Consider the following 15,752-nt stretch of genomic DNA (forward strand, 5'->3'; position numbering starts at 1 on the left):
CTCAAAGCGGCTCCACGATCCGGTAGCCGATGCCGGGTTCGTTGCGAATCAGCAGCAGGTCGCCGAGCTTCTTGCGCAGCAGGTTCGCATAGACGCGGAGGTAGTGCGTTTGTTCCTCCGCTTGCGGGCCCCACACCTCGCGCAGGAGTTGGCGCTGGGTAACGATTTTCCCCGGATGCTTCACGAGGGCGCGGAGGAAGGCGAACTCGGTTGGCGTGAGTTTCAGCTCCTCGCCCTTCAAGATCGCCTCGTGGCGGTCCAGCCGGACAAGCAGCGGGCCGAAGACGATCTCCGGAGCATCGTTGCCATGACGGCGGCGCTGGATGGCGGAAAGACGTGCGAGCAGCTCGCCGGTGGCAAAGGGCTTGGTGACGTAGTCGTCGGCACCGTTTTCGAGTGCGGCGATCTTGCCCTGCTCCTCGTCCCTCACGGAAAGAATCAGCACCGGCACGTCGCTCCACTCGCGAAGGCGCTTGAGGACTTCGAGCCCGTCGAGATCCGGCAAGCCGAGATCGAGTAGCACCGCATCCGGCCGGTGGACCGCGCAGGCTTGCAGGCCGAGTTGGCCGTTCTCGGCCTCCTGGACGCCGTAGCCGCGCGACTCAAGCGCCAGCCGGAGCAGGCGGCGGATCTGGATTTCATCGTCAATGACAAGGGCGGTCATGCTTCGGTCACGGCGGCAGGTTCCATCGTTTCCGCATGGAGGCGGAGGGTGAATTCGGCGCCGCCGGCGGGGTGGTTGCGGGCGACGATCTCACCGCCCAAGGCGCGCAGGAAGCCTTTCGTGATCGAGAGCCCGAGGCCCGTGCCGCCGGCTGGCGCGCCGGGCGAGCGGTAGAACTTGCCAAAGATGCGCCCCTCCTCGCCCGCGGCGATGCCCTTCCCGTGGTCGCGAACCGTGAACTCAATGTGCTTGCCCCGGCGCGCGACGGCCAGCTCCACCGGTGTGCCCTCCGGCGTGTGGACCGCGGCATTGTGCAGGACGTTTGCGAGTGCCTGCTCTAACAAGGCGTGGTCGGTCTTTACCAGCGGCATATCCGCACCGATCTGCTCGGTGAAGGTGCGCCCGCGGAAGATCTCGCCCGTCGTTTCCAGCGCGCTGCCTACGATCTCATGGACGTCGCACCATTCCATGCGCGGCTCGATCACCGAGGACTCGAGGCGGGTCATTTGCAGCAGGCCTTCGACGATTCGCTGGAGCCGGCGCGAGGCGGTATCGATCTCGGAGAGGTAGGGATTGCCGGCGGTGCCGTGCGCGTCGAGCGCGGCGCGGATCACGGCAATGGGTGTCTTGAGCTCGTGGGAAACGCTGTCGAGCAGCGCGCGGCGGAGCTTCTCGCCTTCCTCCAGTCGCTCGGCGTGTTGCACGGCCTGGATGAAATGTTCCTTCTCTAACACCAGGGCGAGCTGCAGGACGAAAGCTTGTGCCGCCTGACGCTCGGTGAAGGTGAGCCGCCCCGAGTCGCGTTTCAGGCCCAGCGCGCCCATCGTCGAGGTCGCGGTCTGGAGAGGAAACCAGGTTGCCACCGCGGACGGCAGCGTGTCCGTGAAACGGCCCGCGGCCTGATGATTGGCGAAGGCCCAGGCGGCCACCGCGAACTCACTCTCTTCCGGCGCGAAGGCGCTGGCCGGATGCGGGTTCCGGCCAAGCGAATGGTCGTCCTGCCGGAGCAACAACGTGACCTGGCCCCCGAGGATGGACTCGATGATGCGAAGCGCAGCCTCCAGGCCCTTGTCCGCCTCGGGATGCAGAGCGGCCTGCTGGGTGACCCGCAGCAGGGCATCGGTGTGGCGCTGTCGCTCGCGTTCGGCGCGCTCCCGCATCTTCAGGCGAGCGGTGAGCTGGCCCATGGAAAGCGCCACGACGAAGAACATCGCAAGCATCGCCATGTCTTCCGGTTGCTCGACGTGGAGCGTGAAGCGCGGCGGGATAAAAAGGTAGTTCCACCCCACCGCGGACACCGCGGCCATCATCAGTGTGGGCCCGCGGTCCCAGCGCATCGACCCGAGCACGATCGCCAGCAGGTAGAGGAATGAAGGAACGGTGTAACCGCTGTAGGGCAGCACGAGGAGAGACAGCAACGTCACCCCTGCGGTGAGGAGCAGCGCGCTGCCGTAGTCGTGCCATCGCGACGCGGGTGCCTTTTCCTCGACGGACTTTGGCCGCTTGCCGGCGAGCGGGCGGACCACGCAGACATCGATGTCGCCGCTGCCGGAGATGACGCGGTCGGTCAGGGTGGATCTGAAGATCCGCTTGCGTTCGGATTTCCCGACGACGATCTGGCTGACGTTGCGCTCGCGGGCCACGTCTAACAGCGCCTTCGCCACGTCGTCGCCGGTGACGTGGACGACCTCACCGCCGAGATTGCGGACCAGCGTGAGACCGCGGGAAAGCAGTTCTTCCTGGTCGGGACGCAGCGGCCGGGAACTCTCGACCCAGACGCCGATCCACGGGCAGCCGACCCTCGCGGCGGCGCGGCGTGTCCAGCGGACGAGACTTTCCGAATACGGCGAGGGCGCGACGCCGACGAGTAGCCGGGCATTGGTTTTCCACGGCGTGGCATCACGGCGGGCGCGGCGGAAGTCCTCGAGATCGCGGTCCACCTTCTCCGCGGTGAAACGCAGGGCAAGTTCGCGCAGGGCGGTGAGGTTGCCTTCGCGGAAAAAGCCTTCCGCGGCGGCATCGGCGCGCTCGCCCAGATAGACCTTCCCCTCGGACATGCGCTGAAGGAGTTTCTCCACGCTGAGATCGACGAGCTGGATCTCGTGCGCGCGGTCGAGAATGGAATCGGGTACGGTTTCCTGGACCGCGACACCGGTGACCTGCCGGACGACATCGACCTGGCTCTCGATGTGCTGGACATTGAGCGTGGTGCAGACATCGATGCCCGCGTCTAACAGCTCGAGGACGTCCTGATAGCGCTTTGCGTGGCGGCTACCTGGGGCGTTGGTGTGGGCGAGTTCATCTACCAGCAGGAAGTCGGGCCGGCGGGCGAGTGCCGCGTCGAGGTCGAATTCCTCCAGCAGGTGGCCACTGTGTTCGAGCTTCTTGCGCGGGAGGATGTCGACTCCTTCCAGCAGCGCGATCGTCTCTGCCCGGCCGTGGGTTTCCACGACGCCGGCGAGCACGCGCAGGCCCTCGTTGCGGCGCTGCCGCGCGGCCTGGAGCATGGCGTAGGTCTTGCCGACGCCCGGGCACATGCCGAGGAAGATGAACAGCCTCCCAGCACGACGCCGACCCTCCTCGCGCTGGACTTGCGCGAGCAGCAGATCGGGGTCGGGGCGGTTGTCGGTCATTGCATCAGAGCTTGGGAACCTTGAGCCCGGCCGCCTTGGCCAAGGCAATTTGGCGGGAGTCGAAGGTGAGGAACTCCTTCACGCCGAGGACCAACGCAAGCGAGACGTGGAGGACATCGAGGGAACGGGTGCCGAGCTTGGTGCTGAAGCTCGCGCTGAGACGCTCGAACTCATCCACGATTCGTTCAACCGGCGGGTTCGCCTTGCCATAGACACCCTCCTCAAGCCGGCGCTGGACCTTTTCGAAGACCAAGGCGACTTCGCTTTCCAGAACCTCTCCCCGGAAGACCCGCAGGCGCATTGCATTGCGGAACTCCAGCTCATGCATCCAGCTCCAGGCGAGAGGGAACGTTTGCGTGGTCATTCGGGCGAGCGCGCGGCTCGTGTTCGCGTCGCGGCTGTGAACGGATACGAGAAAGCCGGTATCGGCGTAAGCTTTCATGTATTGCCCCGGTCGTAGTCCATCAATTCGGTCCCGGTGGTTGGCAGGACGCGGTCACCGAAGATCTCGTCGAGTTCCTTCTCGAAATCCGGGCGTATGATTCTCTTTCGCCGTTCTGGCGGCGGTGGGGAAAGAATGGCCACCACCTTGTTGCGGCGGGTAATCTGGACGGTCTCGCCGCGCTCGACCCACTCGAGCACGGTGGAGGTCGCGTGCTTCAGCTCGCGGATGTTCGTTGTCTTCATTGTGACACAATGATGTAACACATGACGCCGGGAGTCAAGGGAGGCGTGGGAAAGCGCGCCGGTCACTTCATGGCGTCGAGTGCCACGTTGAGGCGGGCGAGGTTAACCCGGTTGCCGCCAATCACCCGGGAAGGATGCGGCTCGGAGACTTCCTCGATCAGCTTGGCAAGTTTCTCGCGGGAGCTTTCATCAAGCTTCCGTTCACGGATTACCCGGTCGATTTGAACAGCCACCTTGTCAGGGGCGATCCACGTGACGCCCTGTTCATCTGGAGTAGCCGCGGGATCGTCGGGATGGAAATATCCGGGACCGGATTGCTTGTCTTCCAACTCGATCATGGCGACGCGCTTTTCGTCGGGCAGAGGCTCCGTGTCTTCGCGCAGGGCCGTCCACCACACGATGCCGGAGCCACCGAGCAGCAGTGCGGCCATCAAGACGAGGACTGGGCGTTTCATCGGGGTAGGTCGTCGAGCGCGAGGTTGAGTTTTAGCACATGGACGCCGGCATCTCCCAGGATGCCGAGGTCGGGCTGATCGGTATGGATCTGCATCAGGTCGCGGACCCTTTCCACTGGCAGGTTGCGGGCCTTGGCGACGCGGGCGGCCTGCAGTCCGGCATTTGCCGGGCTGATGTGCGGGTCAAGGCCGCTGCCGGACGCGGTGACAGCATCGGCGGGCACGGCTTGATCCGCCGCCAGGCCGTTCGTCGTTCGATACGCGGCCACCCGGTCCTTGATCTGCTCGTTGAGCTTCTGCGAGGTAGGCCCGAGGTTGGTGCCGCTGGAGCTGGCGGCATCGTAGCCATTCGCGCCGGCGGCGGACGGCCGAGGGTGGAAGTATTTTTCGCCGGTGAAAGTCTGGCCGAGCAAAGCGGAGCCGACGATCTTGCCGGATGCATCCTTGATCAGGCTGCCGTCCGCCTTGTCGCGGAAGAGGGTGCGGGTCACTCCGGTGACGAGCAGGGGATAGGCACCGCAGCAGACCACGGCGAGGACGATGGTCGAGCCGACCGCAGCCCGGATTTCAGTTCCAAAGGATTTCATGATTCAAACGAGGTGAAGGGTGGAGATGATGAGGTCGACCGCCTTGATCCCGGCGAAGGGCAAGAGCAGGCCGCCGAGGCCGTAGACGAGCAGGTTGCGGCGCAGCACGGCCATTGCGCCGAGCGGCTTGTAGGCTACGCCCTTCAAGGCGAGCGGGATCAGGGCGATGATGATGAGTGCATTGAAGATCACCGCGCTGAGAATGGCGCTCTGCGGCGAAGCGAGATTCATGACGTTGAGCGGCGCGATTGCCGGGAAGGTCACCATCAGCATCGCCGGGATGATGGCGAAGTACTTCGCGACGTCGTTGGCGATCGAGAAGGTTGTTAGAGAACCACGGGTCATCAGGAGCTGCTTGCCGATTTCGACGATCTCGATGAGCTTGGTGGGGTTGCTATCGAGGTCGACCATGTTGCCAGCTTCGCGGGCGGCCTGAGTGCCGGTGTTCATTGCGACGCCGACATCGGCCTGGGCCAGTGCGGGCGCGTCGTTGGTGCCGTCGCCGGTCATCGCGACCAAGTGGCCGGCCGCTTGCTCGGCGCGGATGCGCTTGAGTTTGTCCTCCGGCGTGGCCTGCGCCATGAAGTCGTCCACGCCGGCTTCGGCGGCGATCGCGGCGGCGGTCATCGGGTTGTCGCCGGTGATCATCACGGTGCGGATGCCCATCTTGCGGAGCTGGGCGAAGCGCTCCTTGATGCCGCCTTTGACCACGTCCTTGAGCTCGACGACGCCGAGGACCTTGGTCCCTTCGGCGACCACCAGTGGCGTGCGACCGGCACGGGCGGCGGCCTCCACGGCCGCCGAGACATCGGCCGGGAAATGTCCGCCCTGTTCCTCGACCCAGCGCTGCACCGACTCCGCGGCACCCTTGCGGATGCTGCGGCCGTCGAGGTCCACGCCGCTCATGCGGGTCTGCGCAGCGAAGGGCACGAAGTGTGCGTGCGGCTGCTGGAGATCCCGGCCGCGAATGTTGAACTTCTCCTTGGCGAGCACCACGATGCTGCGGCCTTCCGGGGTTTCATCGGCCAGCGAGGAAAGCTGCGCGGCATCGGCCAGCTCGCTTTCCGTCACGCCGGGAGCGGGCAGGAAGGCGGAAGCCATGCGGTTGCCGATCGTGATGGTGCCGGTCTTGTCTAACAAGAGCACGTCGATGTCACCGGCCGCCTCGACCGCCCGGCCGCTGGTGGCGATCACATTGCGGCGGATCATGCGGTCGATGCCGCTGATGCCGATGGCGCTCAGCAGGCCGCCGATGGTGGTAGGGATCAAGCAGACCAGCAGCGCGACCAGCACCGGCGTGGTGAACTCCATGCCGGCATAGATGCCGAAGGGCTTCAGCGTGATGCAGACGAGCAGGAAGATCAGCGTCATCGCGGAGAGCAGGATGGTCAGCGCGATTTCGTTCGGTGTCTTCTGGCGCTTCGCACCCTCGACCATCGCGATCATGCGGTCGAGGAAGGTGTTGCCCTTCTCCGAAGTGATCTTGATGACGATGCGGTCGCTGATGACGCGGGTGCCGCCGGTCACCGCGCTGCGGTCGCCGCCGCTTTCGCGGATGACCGGAGCCGATTCGCCGGTGATGGCGGCCTCATCGACACTGGCGATGCCTTCGACGACCTCGCCATCGGCGGGGATCACGTCGCCGGTTTCGCAGACGACCAAGTCGCCTTTCTCAAGCAGGGGAGCGGCCACCGCTTCTTCCTGGCCGTTCTTGGCGAGGCGGCGGGCGATGGTGTCCTTGCGCGCCTTGCGGAGGCTGTCGGCCTGGGCCTTGCCGCGGCCCTCGGCGACGGCTTCGGCGAAGTTCGCGAAGAGCACGGTGAACCACAGCCAGACCGCGAGCTGGATGATGAAGCCGTGGTCGGCTTTCGCGGTGAAGATCGCGACGGTGGTCAGCACGGCGCCGACTTCGGTGACGAACATCACCGGGTTCTTCACCATCAGGCGCGGGTCGAGCTTCTTGAAGGACTCGCCGACAGCGGGCGCCAGGATGGCCTTGTCGAAGAGGGATGGAGCTTTCGTGGACATGGTCGGAAAAATAGTGACGTGTTAGAAGAGGTTGCCGCCGTACATCAGGAAGTGCTCGACGATCGGGCCGAGCGCGAGGGCGGGAAGGAAGTTCAGCGCGCCGATGAGCAGCACGGTGCCGATGAGCAGCACGGTGAAGGTGCCGCCGGAGACCGGGAAGGTGCCGGGGCTGGGCGGCGAGAACTTCTTCTTCGCCAGCGAGCCGGCCAGCGCGAGGATTGGCACGATCATGAGGAAGCGGCCGATCAACATGGCGAGGCCGAGGGTGACATTGTAGTGCGGATCGCCGTTGGCTGGATTGGCGGTTAGTCCTCCGAAAGCGCTGCCGTTGTTCGCGGTGGCGGAGCTGTAGGCGTAGAGGATTTCACTGAAGCCGTGCGGCCCCGCATTGTTCAGGCCCGCGAGACCCCAGTCGGAAACGGCGGCCCAGGCGGTGAAGCCGAGGATCGACATCGTCAGCACCAGCAGGGAGAGCATCGCCATCTTGACCTCGAAGGCATTGATCTTCTTGCCGAGGTATTCCGGCGTGCGGCCGACCATCAGGCCGGCGATGAACACCGCGAGCACCACGAAGACGAGCATGCCGTAAAGTCCCGCGCCGACACCACCGATGACGACTTCGCCGAGCTCCATCATGAACAGCGGCACCAGCCCGCCGATCGCGGTGAAGGAGTCGTGCATCGAATTCACCGCGCCACAGGAGGCGGAGGTGGTGATCACGGCGAAGAGTGAGGAATTGAAGATGCCGAAGCGGACTTCCTTGCCCTCGAAATTGCCGTCCGCGGCGGCGACCCCGAGCGCGTGATGGATCGGATTGCCCGCGGCCTCGGCCCACCAGCAGGTGACCGTGCCGGCGACGAAGAGGATCATCATGGCCGCCCACACCGACCAACCGTGGCCTTGGTTCCCGGTGGATTTGCCGAGATACCAGGTCAAGCCGCTGCCGATCGCGAAGATCGAAAGCATCTGGATGAAGTTCGCGAGTGGGGTGGGATTCTCGAAGGGATGGGCGGCGTTGGCGTTGACGAAACCGCCGCCATTGGTGCCGAGCATCTTGATAGCGACCTGCGAGGCCATCGGGCCCTGCGCGATCACTTGTTGGTCCACAGTGGTCGATTCGGTCACCGTTTCACCGGCATCGTTGGTTGTCTCGACCTGCACGGTCTGCGGCTCGATCACCTGCGCGGTGTCGTATGCCTTGAAGTTCTGGATCATGCCCTGCGACACGAGGAAGACCGCGAAGGCCACGCAGATCGGCAGCAGCAGGTAGTAAGTGCAGCGGACCAGATCGACCCAGAAGTTCCCCAGCGCAGTGGTGGTATGGCGGGAAATTCCACGCACCAGCGCCGCGGCGATGCCGATGCCGGTGGCCGCCGAAACGAAGTTGTGGAAGGTCAGGCCGACCATCTGCGACAGGTAGGACATGGTCGCCTCGCCGCCGTAGCTCTGCCAGTTGGTGTTGGTCGTGAAACTGACCGCGGTGTTGAAGGCGAGCGCCGGCGAAAGCGCGGGCAGCCCTTGAGGATTCAGCGGCAAGACGTGCTGGAGCCGCAGGATCGCGTAGGTGAACACGACACCCACCAGGCTGAAGAGCAGCATGGCGAGCGCGTAGCCTTTCCAGTCGTGGTCCTGATCGGACTTCACGCCCATCAGTCGGTAGGTGAGTTTTTCCACCGGCCGCAGCACCGGGTCGAGCAAGGTTCTCCCGTTCGGATCGAGCACCTTGGTCAGGTAGATGCCGAGCGGTTTGGTGATGGCGGCGAGGATGCCCAGGAACAGGGCGAGTTGGAGCCAGTCGTTGGCGTGCATGACAGGGGCGTGATGTTAGAATCGCTCCGGCCAGATCATGGCCGTGAACAGGTAGGCGAGCAGGGCGAGGGCGATGAGCCCGACAACGATGGTTTCCATGGGATCAGATGCGTTCGCAGAAGTTGGCGTAGAGAAAGGCGAGGACGAAAAAGCCCCCGGCGATGCTCAGGTAGATGGCGTCGTTCATACGCAGCCATGGTCCCACGGTTTCCGGATCCGGGGAGTCAAAGTCCCGGCGGGAGGCGTCAAGAAAGTGTCAACACGTGGGGACGACCACGCCTCTCCGGAAGGTGGTCAGCCAAGCCGCGACGAACGCATTTTTTCCGCAACGGGCTTCAGCCCTTCCTGCGCCGCTCGACGGCCGAGGGCTTCTGCAGGTCGTACGGCGTCCCGCAGTACATGCAGCGGAAGCGATTGAGGAAAAGAATGCCGAGCACGGCGGTGGTGCCGTGATTGAAGGGACGCAGGCGGGAGGCTTTGACGTGTTTCGCCGCACCGCTGTCGAGCAGCGGGGAACCCTTGCACAAGGGGCAGCGGGCGGAGCGGCGGCGCAGGAACGCGAACAGCCAGCTCAAGGCGGAAGCGATCACCGAGGCGATCAGCGGCTTCACCAACGTCATCGGCGTGGGATGAAGGAAGAGAATCACCGCACAGGTGATGAATGCGATGACGCACAGGTAGTGGACCAGCGTGAAGAAGATCGCGCGACTGAACGGCCGCTTGTCATGAATCGAGCGGGCACGGGAGACAGGATCGGCGACGGGACGGCTGGGCATGCGAGAAGCGGATGCTGAGCAGAGCGGGCGGAAAGGTCCTCGGCAAGCCACGAGGGAGCACATACAGAGCCCCGCCCGGGATTTCCCGTGTCAGCGGAAGAGGATCGGGATCAGCAGGATGGCGAGGATGTTGACCACCTTGATCATCGGGTTCACGGCCGGACCGGCGGTGTCCTTGTAGGGATCACCCACGGTATCGCCGGTCACACTGGCGGCGTGGGCGGGCGAGCCTTTGCCACCGTGGTTGCCGTCTTCGATGAATTTCTTGGCGTTGTCCCACGCTCCGCCGGAGGAAGTCATGGCAATCCCGAGGAACAAGCCGGTGACGATGGTTCCGACCAGCAGGCCGCCGAGGAAATACGGCCCGTGCTCTGGAATGATGGCGACACCCACCACGAAGATGAGCGGCAGCAGCGCGGGCAGGATCATCTGGCGCAGCGCGGCCTTGGTCACGATGTCCACGCACTGCCGGTAGTCGGGAGTGTCCTTGCCAGTGAGGATGCCGGGGAAGGCCTCGATCTGGCGGCGGACTTCCCGCACCACGGCCCCGGCGGCACTTCCCACGGCGTCCATCGCGTAGGCGGTGAAGGAGAACGGTAGCAGCCCGCCGATGAAGAGGCCGATCATTACCCGCGGGTCCATCAGATCGAAGACGAAGTTCTGGTGGAGATGGGCTTTCAGCTCCTCGACATAGGAGCCGAAGAGAACCATGGCGGCGAGGCCAGCGGAGGCGATGGCGTAGCCCTTGGTGACGGCTTTCATCGTGTTGCCCACGGCGTCGAGTTCGTCGGTGACCTTGCGGACGGAGGGATCGAGCCCGCTCATCACGGCGATGCCGCCGGCGTTGTCGGTGATCGGGCCGAAGGCATCGAGCGAGATGATGATGCCGGACAAGCTGAGCATGCTGGTGACGGCGATGGCGATGCCGTAGAGGCCGGCCTGCGAGTAGCACAGCCAGATGGAGGCGGCGATGCAGAGGACGGGCATCACCGTGGCGTGGTGACCGGTGCTGATGCCGGCGATGATATTGGTCGCGTGGCCGGTATTGCAGGACTCGGCGATGCGGCGGACCGGCCGGTGGGCAGTGGAGGTGTAGTAGTTCGTGATGAAGACCGCGGCGAAGGTCATGCCAATGCCGACCAGCACGCAGGTGTAGAGTGCAGGAGATCCCACCAGCTTGCCGGAGAACTCAATGGCCTGCGGGAACATCGCGTGGGTCACCGGATGCAGCAGGAGTGCGGAGGTCAGCCCGCTGACGGCCACGCCGCCGATCAGCGCAACGGTGGGAGAGACGCGGACGATATTGACGAAGGCGATGCCGAGCAGCGCGCCGATGATCGACACGCCGCAGATGACGAAGGGATAGACCAGTGCGGCCTTCGCTTGGTCGGCCGCGGTGAGGAAGGCGACGAGCACGGCACCGATCAGGCTCACCGCATAGGTTTCGAAAACGTCCGCGGCCATGCCCGCGCAGTCGCCGACATTGTCGCCGACGTTATCGGCGATGGTGGCGGGGTTGCGCGGGTCATCTTCCTGAAGGTTTTGTTCGATCTTGCCGACGAGGTCCGCGCCGACGTCGGCGGCCTTGGTGTAGATCCCGCCACCGAGCCGGGCGAAGACGCTGATGAGCGAGCTGCCGAGGGCGAGACCGACGAGAGAGTTGATGGCGATCTTTCCGCTGCCGCTGTATTCAAGCACGACGCGATAGAAGATGCCGACCGAAAGCAGCCCGAGCGCCACCACCAGCAGCCCGGTGACCGCGCCGCCGTTGAAGGCGACACGCAGGGCGGCATGCGGATTTACCGACGCGGCCTGGGCGGTTCGGACATTGGCGCGAACGGCGATCATCATGCCGATGTAGCCGGCGGCCAGCGAGCAGACCGCGCCGAGCACGAAGCCCATGGCAGTATACCAGTCCCGGAGGTAGCCGATCGCGACGAAGAGCATGAGGGCGATCACCGAGACGGTGATGACCTGTCGGTGGAGGTAGGCTTTGGCTCCGGCCTGAATGGCTCCTGCGATTTCAGCCATGCGGTCGTTTCCCGCAGAGCAGGAATTGACCATCCGGATCAAGTAAATCGCACCTGCCAATCCGACGGCACCGAGGGTGAGGGAGGTGGCAATGCCGTAGTCGGTTAGAAAACGCTGCATCGGGAAACTTCTGGGTATGGGTTCGTCTCGTAAGTTGAAGTATCCTCTCTAACTGACAAGCTTGAAACGGATCCAAAGGCCACGAGTGTGGAATTAGTTCCGAATCGCATGGGTCAACGTGGGTGCACGCATGAGCGGCCCAACAAGGCATGGATGCGCCTCGGGGAAGGTAAGCGGAGTCCGTTCCGCGCGATCCGCAATCCTCAGTTGCCCGGCGGCTTCCAGTCGGGGTACTTTTTCAGCCGCTCGGCGCGGTATTTCTCCGCGTCCACGGGATCGCCCTTTTTCTTGAGCGCTTCCTCCAGCTTCCAGAGCACCTCGGGCTTCAGCTGGCGGTCCTCGTCGCTGAGGAAAACCACCACGGCCACATATTCGTTGACCGCTCCGGCCGCGTTGTTCCGCTTCATGAGGATGTCCCCCTTGGTGATGCGGATTCCGGCGTTGACGCGGCCTTCGGGGCGGAGGAGCTGGCATTCCTCGGCGACCTGATAGGCTTCATCGAGCCGGTCGAGCGCGACCAATGCCTTCGATTTGTCCAACAGCCCATCGGTCTTCCAGCCGACATTCTCCTCGACCTCGAGGGCGTTGTTGATGGCAGGAAGCGCAGCCTCCGCCTTGCCGGCGGCGAGCAGCGACTTGCCGAAATTCCGCCAGATCTCCTTCGGCGTGGCGCGCGGGTTCTCCTCGTCTGCGACCAGATCGTAAAAGCGGGCGGCCTGGTCGAAGCGGTTTGCGCTGAAGGCCTGCATGGCGGCCCACGAAATCAATTGGTCGGGCAATGAGACGACGTTGTTGTCCTCGATGGCGCGATCCACCTCGGTGCAGACCGCCTCGGGATTCTGGAGCGCCCAGTGGGCCAGCGCGAGCAGGGTGCCGGCATTCTTGCCATAGGTCTTGCCATCCAGCGTGCGGGCCGCTTCGGCGTATTGGATGGCATCCTTCACCTTGTTCGTTTTGACCAAGCCCCAGGCAAGCCAGTAGCAGGCTTTGGCCTTGCGGGCCTCGGTCGCTTTCGGGAACGCTTCAAAGAAGGCCCGGTAGCGGACGATCATTTCGTCCAGCTTGCCCTCCTGCTTGCAGATGTCGGCGGATTCGAGCATCGCGAGGGCGCGGAATTCGGGGTCGATTCCCTCGCCGCGTAGCTTGTCGAAGTCCGCCAGAGCCTTGGCGGGCTCGCCGGAGTCGCGATAGGCACCGGCGCGCTGGAGCCGGGCGGAGGCGGCACGCTTGTCGTCGGGGAACGATTCCAGGAACTCGCTGAGCGAGCGAATGGCGCCCTGCGGGTCTTCGGAGAGAAGCTGGCAACTGGCGCGGTTGTAGAGGTAGCCCTTGCGGTTTTCCTTGGAGAGCAGGGTGTCGTCGATTTCGTTGTAAACCTTGGCGGCCTCATCCGGTTTCTTGGTGCTCATGAGCGTCTCGGCCTTCATGAGCAGCGCGGTGTGGATCTTCGGGTCGCGCGGACGATTCTTCCGATAGAGCTGGAGGAAAGCGTCCACCTGCTCCGGCACGTGGCGGCCCTCGATGCGGTAGAAGCAGAGCAGCCGCAGGTAGTTGGCCTCAAAGGCGAAGCTGTTGTTCGGCAGCATCATCTTCTCGACCTCGCGGAAGAGCTCAAGTGCCTCGACGTTCTTCTCGATCTGCATGTAGGCGCGGGCGGCCAACATCAGGCGCAGTGCTTCCTGCTCGCCCTGGGCCTTTTCCACGCTCTGGCGGTAGATCTTGATGACCTCCGCATACTCCTTGCGGTCGAAGCGCGTCTTCATCAGCGCGATCTGGGCATCCGGGCGGTATTTCTCGAAGCCGGGGGTATCGAGCGCCAGCCGCAGATATTTGTCGGACAGCTCGGCATTGCCCTGCTTGGCGGCGATCGCCCCGGCCTCGATGGCGGCGGGGCCCCGCAAATCGGCGGTGCTGCGCGACATCACCACCTTGTCGAGCAGCGGCAATGCTTCATCGAGCTTCTCGGCGCGCGCGAGCAGGCGACCGAGGTAAAGCTGGCTCTTTTCCAGGAAGGCATTCGGCTGGCCGGGATCGGCGATGACCTTGCGGTAGTAGTCCATGGCCTCGCGGGTGCGGCCGTGGAGCTCGTAGGAGAAGCCGGCGTGGAAGAGTGCCCGCTGGCGCTCTGCCGGGACCTCGGCGGAGGCAGCCATCCGCTCGAACAGCGGGGCGGCCAGCGCATACTGGCGGTTGTTGAAATGATCGACCGCCAGCATGAAGGCGGCTGCCGAGGCGTATTTGCCCTTGGGATGGTTGCGCAGCAGGTTGTTGTAGCAACGCTTCGCGTCATCGACCCGGCCGCTCTTGTAGTAGCTCTCGCCGAGGTACCACAGCGCGGCTTCCGAGTTCGCGTGATTGGGGAATTGGTTGAGGTAGCGCGAGAGCACGTCGATCGCGCGCTCGAAGCCGGCGATCCGCTGGTCGAGGTCGTTCGCGCGCTTTGCTGCCTCGTAGAGATTCCGTCCGTGCTGGTAGAAGTCCTGTCCTGCATCCGGGCGCAGCGCTGGATCGACCGGTTCGGCGCGCGGCGCGGGCGGCTCCTGGGCTAGCACGGTGCCTGCGGCGATCAGGCAGAGGACGGTTCGGATGGTCACCACGGCGCGGAGCATCGCGTCGTTTACGGCCTTTGCCAAGGCGGGGTTTTCAGACGGAAACCGTCGACTGCCTCAATTCTCGGACTTCCGCTGGGTGGCGAAGGAAATGTTCCAGATTCCCGACTTCTGGCAGGTGTCGATGACCTCGACGATGGTCTGGTAGGTCGCATCCGCATCACCCCGCAGCCGGATCGGCTGGTTCTTGTGGAGAGCGGCGATGGCCGAGAGCTTCTCCTTGAGCTGCACCTGGGTCATCGTCTGGCCTTCGACGGTGACCTCGCCGGTGGCACGCACGTTGACGATGATTTCGCCGAGCGCCCGTTTCGGGTCCGCGCCTTCCTGAGCGCTGGGAACGGACACTTTCATGTCGTATTCCGACCGCTGGAACTCGAAGCTCACCAGGAAGAAAATCAGCAACTGGAAGACGACATCCAGCATCGGCGCGAGCTGAAGCTCCGCCGGGGGCATCTTGTGGTTGCGGAATTTCATCGGGGCTCAGCTCAGATGCCGTGGAGGTCGGGGCGGTCGTCGTGCAGTGGCGACGGCGTCGGCATGGCGAAATCCTCGCGGGAGATTCGGCGGGCGGGAGTGCCGCCGCCTTGGGCAGGCACGGTGTTGTGGCGATCCACTTGGGCGCGCAGGATGGCCATCAGGTGGGTGGCCGCGCCTTCGAGATCGGAAATGAGCTTTTGCACCTTGCCACGGAAAAACGCGTAGAAGACCAGTGCCGGCAGGGCGATGCCGAGGCCGGCCGCGGTGGCGATCAGCGCCTCCGACACACCGCCTGCGAAGGCGATCTGGCGTGCGCCTTGGAAGCCTCCGTCGGAGACCTGGATGAAGGACTTGATCATCCCGATGACCGTGCCGAGCAGCCCGACCATGGGTGCGATGGCCCCGATGTCGGCGAGATAGGAAACCCGCGTGGTGAGCAGGCTGGCTTGACGCGAGCCCTCGGCTTCCGCCACGTCGCGGACTTCGGAAAAGGTCGCGCCGCTGTTGCGGGTCATGAATTCCAGCGCCCGCTCGGTGATCTGGGAGATGCATTCGTTGCGGCGCTTGCAGTAGCCGATCAGGCCGAGGAAGTCATTGCGGCGGATCAGCGCCTCCGCCTGGTTCATGAAGCGGTCGCTGACCACCGCATTGCGGCGCAGGATCATCATGTAGAGGAGGATGAGCACCACGGTCAGCACCGACAGCACGGCCAGCGCCGGCATCATCGCGCCGCCCGCCTTGAAGACTTCCATGAAGTCCATCTCCTGCTTCGGCGGTGTGACGGGCGCATCTTGGGACCACGCCGGCAGGCCAGCCATGGCGAACAGGACCGCTCCGAGAATCTTCGTGTGCCGGATCATGAAATTTCGCGGAGCT

The 15,752-nt window shown here is 64.3% G+C and carries 14 protein-coding genes; all 14 read right to left on the reverse strand.

Features of this window, described 5'->3' with window-relative positions; genetic code table 11:
* Position 1: 1 nt before the first annotated feature.
* Positions 2-664 carry a response regulator gene (locus tag OKA05_RS16685; RefSeq protein ID WP_264488311.1) on the reverse strand — a complete coding sequence of 221 codons (663 nt, stop codon included), beginning with the start codon at positions 662-664 and terminating at the stop codon, positions 2-4.
* Positions 661-3,297 carry a DUF4118 domain-containing protein gene (locus OKA05_RS16690; RefSeq protein ID WP_264488312.1) on the reverse strand — a complete coding sequence of 879 codons (2,637 nt, stop codon included), beginning with the start codon at positions 3,295-3,297 and terminating at the stop codon, positions 661-663. The genes OKA05_RS16685 and OKA05_RS16690 overlap by 4 nt, the downstream gene beginning before the upstream one ends.
* Positions 3,298-3,301: 4 nt before the next feature.
* Positions 3,302-3,739 carry a PIN domain-containing protein gene (locus OKA05_RS16695; RefSeq protein ID WP_264488313.1) on the reverse strand — a complete coding sequence of 146 codons (438 nt, stop codon included), beginning with the start codon at positions 3,737-3,739 and terminating at the stop codon, positions 3,302-3,304.
* Positions 3,736-3,984 (reverse strand): type II toxin-antitoxin system Phd/YefM family antitoxin, encoded by a 249-nt coding sequence (locus tag OKA05_RS16700; protein WP_264488314.1) that lies wholly within the window; start codon positions 3,982-3,984, stop codon positions 3,736-3,738. Before OKA05_RS16700 ends, OKA05_RS16695 begins: the two co-directional genes overlap by 4 nt.
* A gap of 62 nt (positions 3,985-4,046) precedes the next feature.
* Positions 4,047-4,439, reverse strand: coding sequence for a potassium-transporting ATPase subunit C (locus OKA05_RS16705; RefSeq protein WP_264488315.1), 393 nt, complete (start codon positions 4,437-4,439; stop codon positions 4,047-4,049).
* Positions 4,436-5,026, reverse strand: a complete 591-nt coding sequence (kdpC, locus tag OKA05_RS16710; protein ID WP_264488316.1) for a K(+)-transporting ATPase subunit C — start codon at positions 5,024-5,026, stop codon at positions 4,436-4,438. The genes OKA05_RS16705 and kdpC overlap by 4 nt, the downstream gene beginning before the upstream one ends.
* 3 nt (positions 5,027-5,029) lie before the next feature.
* A complete protein-coding gene (gene kdpB / locus OKA05_RS16715) occupies positions 5,030-7,054 on the reverse strand; it encodes a potassium-transporting ATPase subunit KdpB (protein WP_264488317.1) in 2,025 nt (674 codons plus the stop codon).
* 21 nt (positions 7,055-7,075) lie between these two features.
* Positions 7,076-8,863, reverse strand: coding sequence for a potassium-transporting ATPase subunit KdpA (gene kdpA, locus OKA05_RS16720; RefSeq protein WP_264488318.1), 1,788 nt, complete (start codon positions 8,861-8,863; stop codon positions 7,076-7,078).
* A 15-nt stretch (positions 8,864-8,878) separates the two neighbouring features.
* Positions 8,879-8,962, reverse strand: a complete 84-nt coding sequence (gene kdpF / locus OKA05_RS29360) for a K(+)-transporting ATPase subunit F (protein WP_343226974.1) — start codon at positions 8,960-8,962, stop codon at positions 8,879-8,881.
* A 236-nt stretch (positions 8,963-9,198) separates the two neighbouring features.
* Complete coding sequence (locus tag OKA05_RS16725) at positions 9,199-9,639, reverse strand: hypothetical protein (protein ID WP_264488319.1); 441 nt, start codon at positions 9,637-9,639, stop codon at positions 9,199-9,201.
* Positions 9,640-9,729: 90 nt separating this feature from the next.
* Positions 9,730-11,790: a sodium-translocating pyrophosphatase gene (locus OKA05_RS16730; protein ID WP_264488320.1), complete on the reverse strand. Its 2,061-nt coding sequence runs from the start codon at positions 11,788-11,790 to the stop codon at positions 9,730-9,732.
* Between the two features lie 203 nt (positions 11,791-11,993).
* Positions 11,994-14,423, reverse strand: a complete 2,430-nt coding sequence (locus OKA05_RS16735) for a tetratricopeptide repeat protein (RefSeq protein WP_264488321.1) — start codon at positions 14,421-14,423, stop codon at positions 11,994-11,996.
* Between the two features lie 33 nt (positions 14,424-14,456).
* The gene (locus tag OKA05_RS16740; RefSeq protein WP_264488322.1) at positions 14,457-14,873 is read right to left on the reverse strand and encodes an ExbD/TolR family protein; all 417 of its coding nucleotides are present in this window, start codon (positions 14,871-14,873) and stop codon (positions 14,457-14,459) included.
* Between the two features lie 11 nt (positions 14,874-14,884).
* Positions 14,885-15,736, reverse strand: a complete 852-nt coding sequence (locus tag OKA05_RS16745; protein ID WP_264488323.1) for a MotA/TolQ/ExbB proton channel family protein — start codon at positions 15,734-15,736, stop codon at positions 14,885-14,887.
* Between the last annotated feature and the right edge of the window lie 16 nt (positions 15,737-15,752).

The sequence above is a fragment of the Luteolibacter arcticus genome, from assembly GCF_025950235.1.
Classification (GTDB): Bacteria; Verrucomicrobiota; Verrucomicrobiia; order Verrucomicrobiales; family Akkermansiaceae; genus Haloferula; species Haloferula arctica.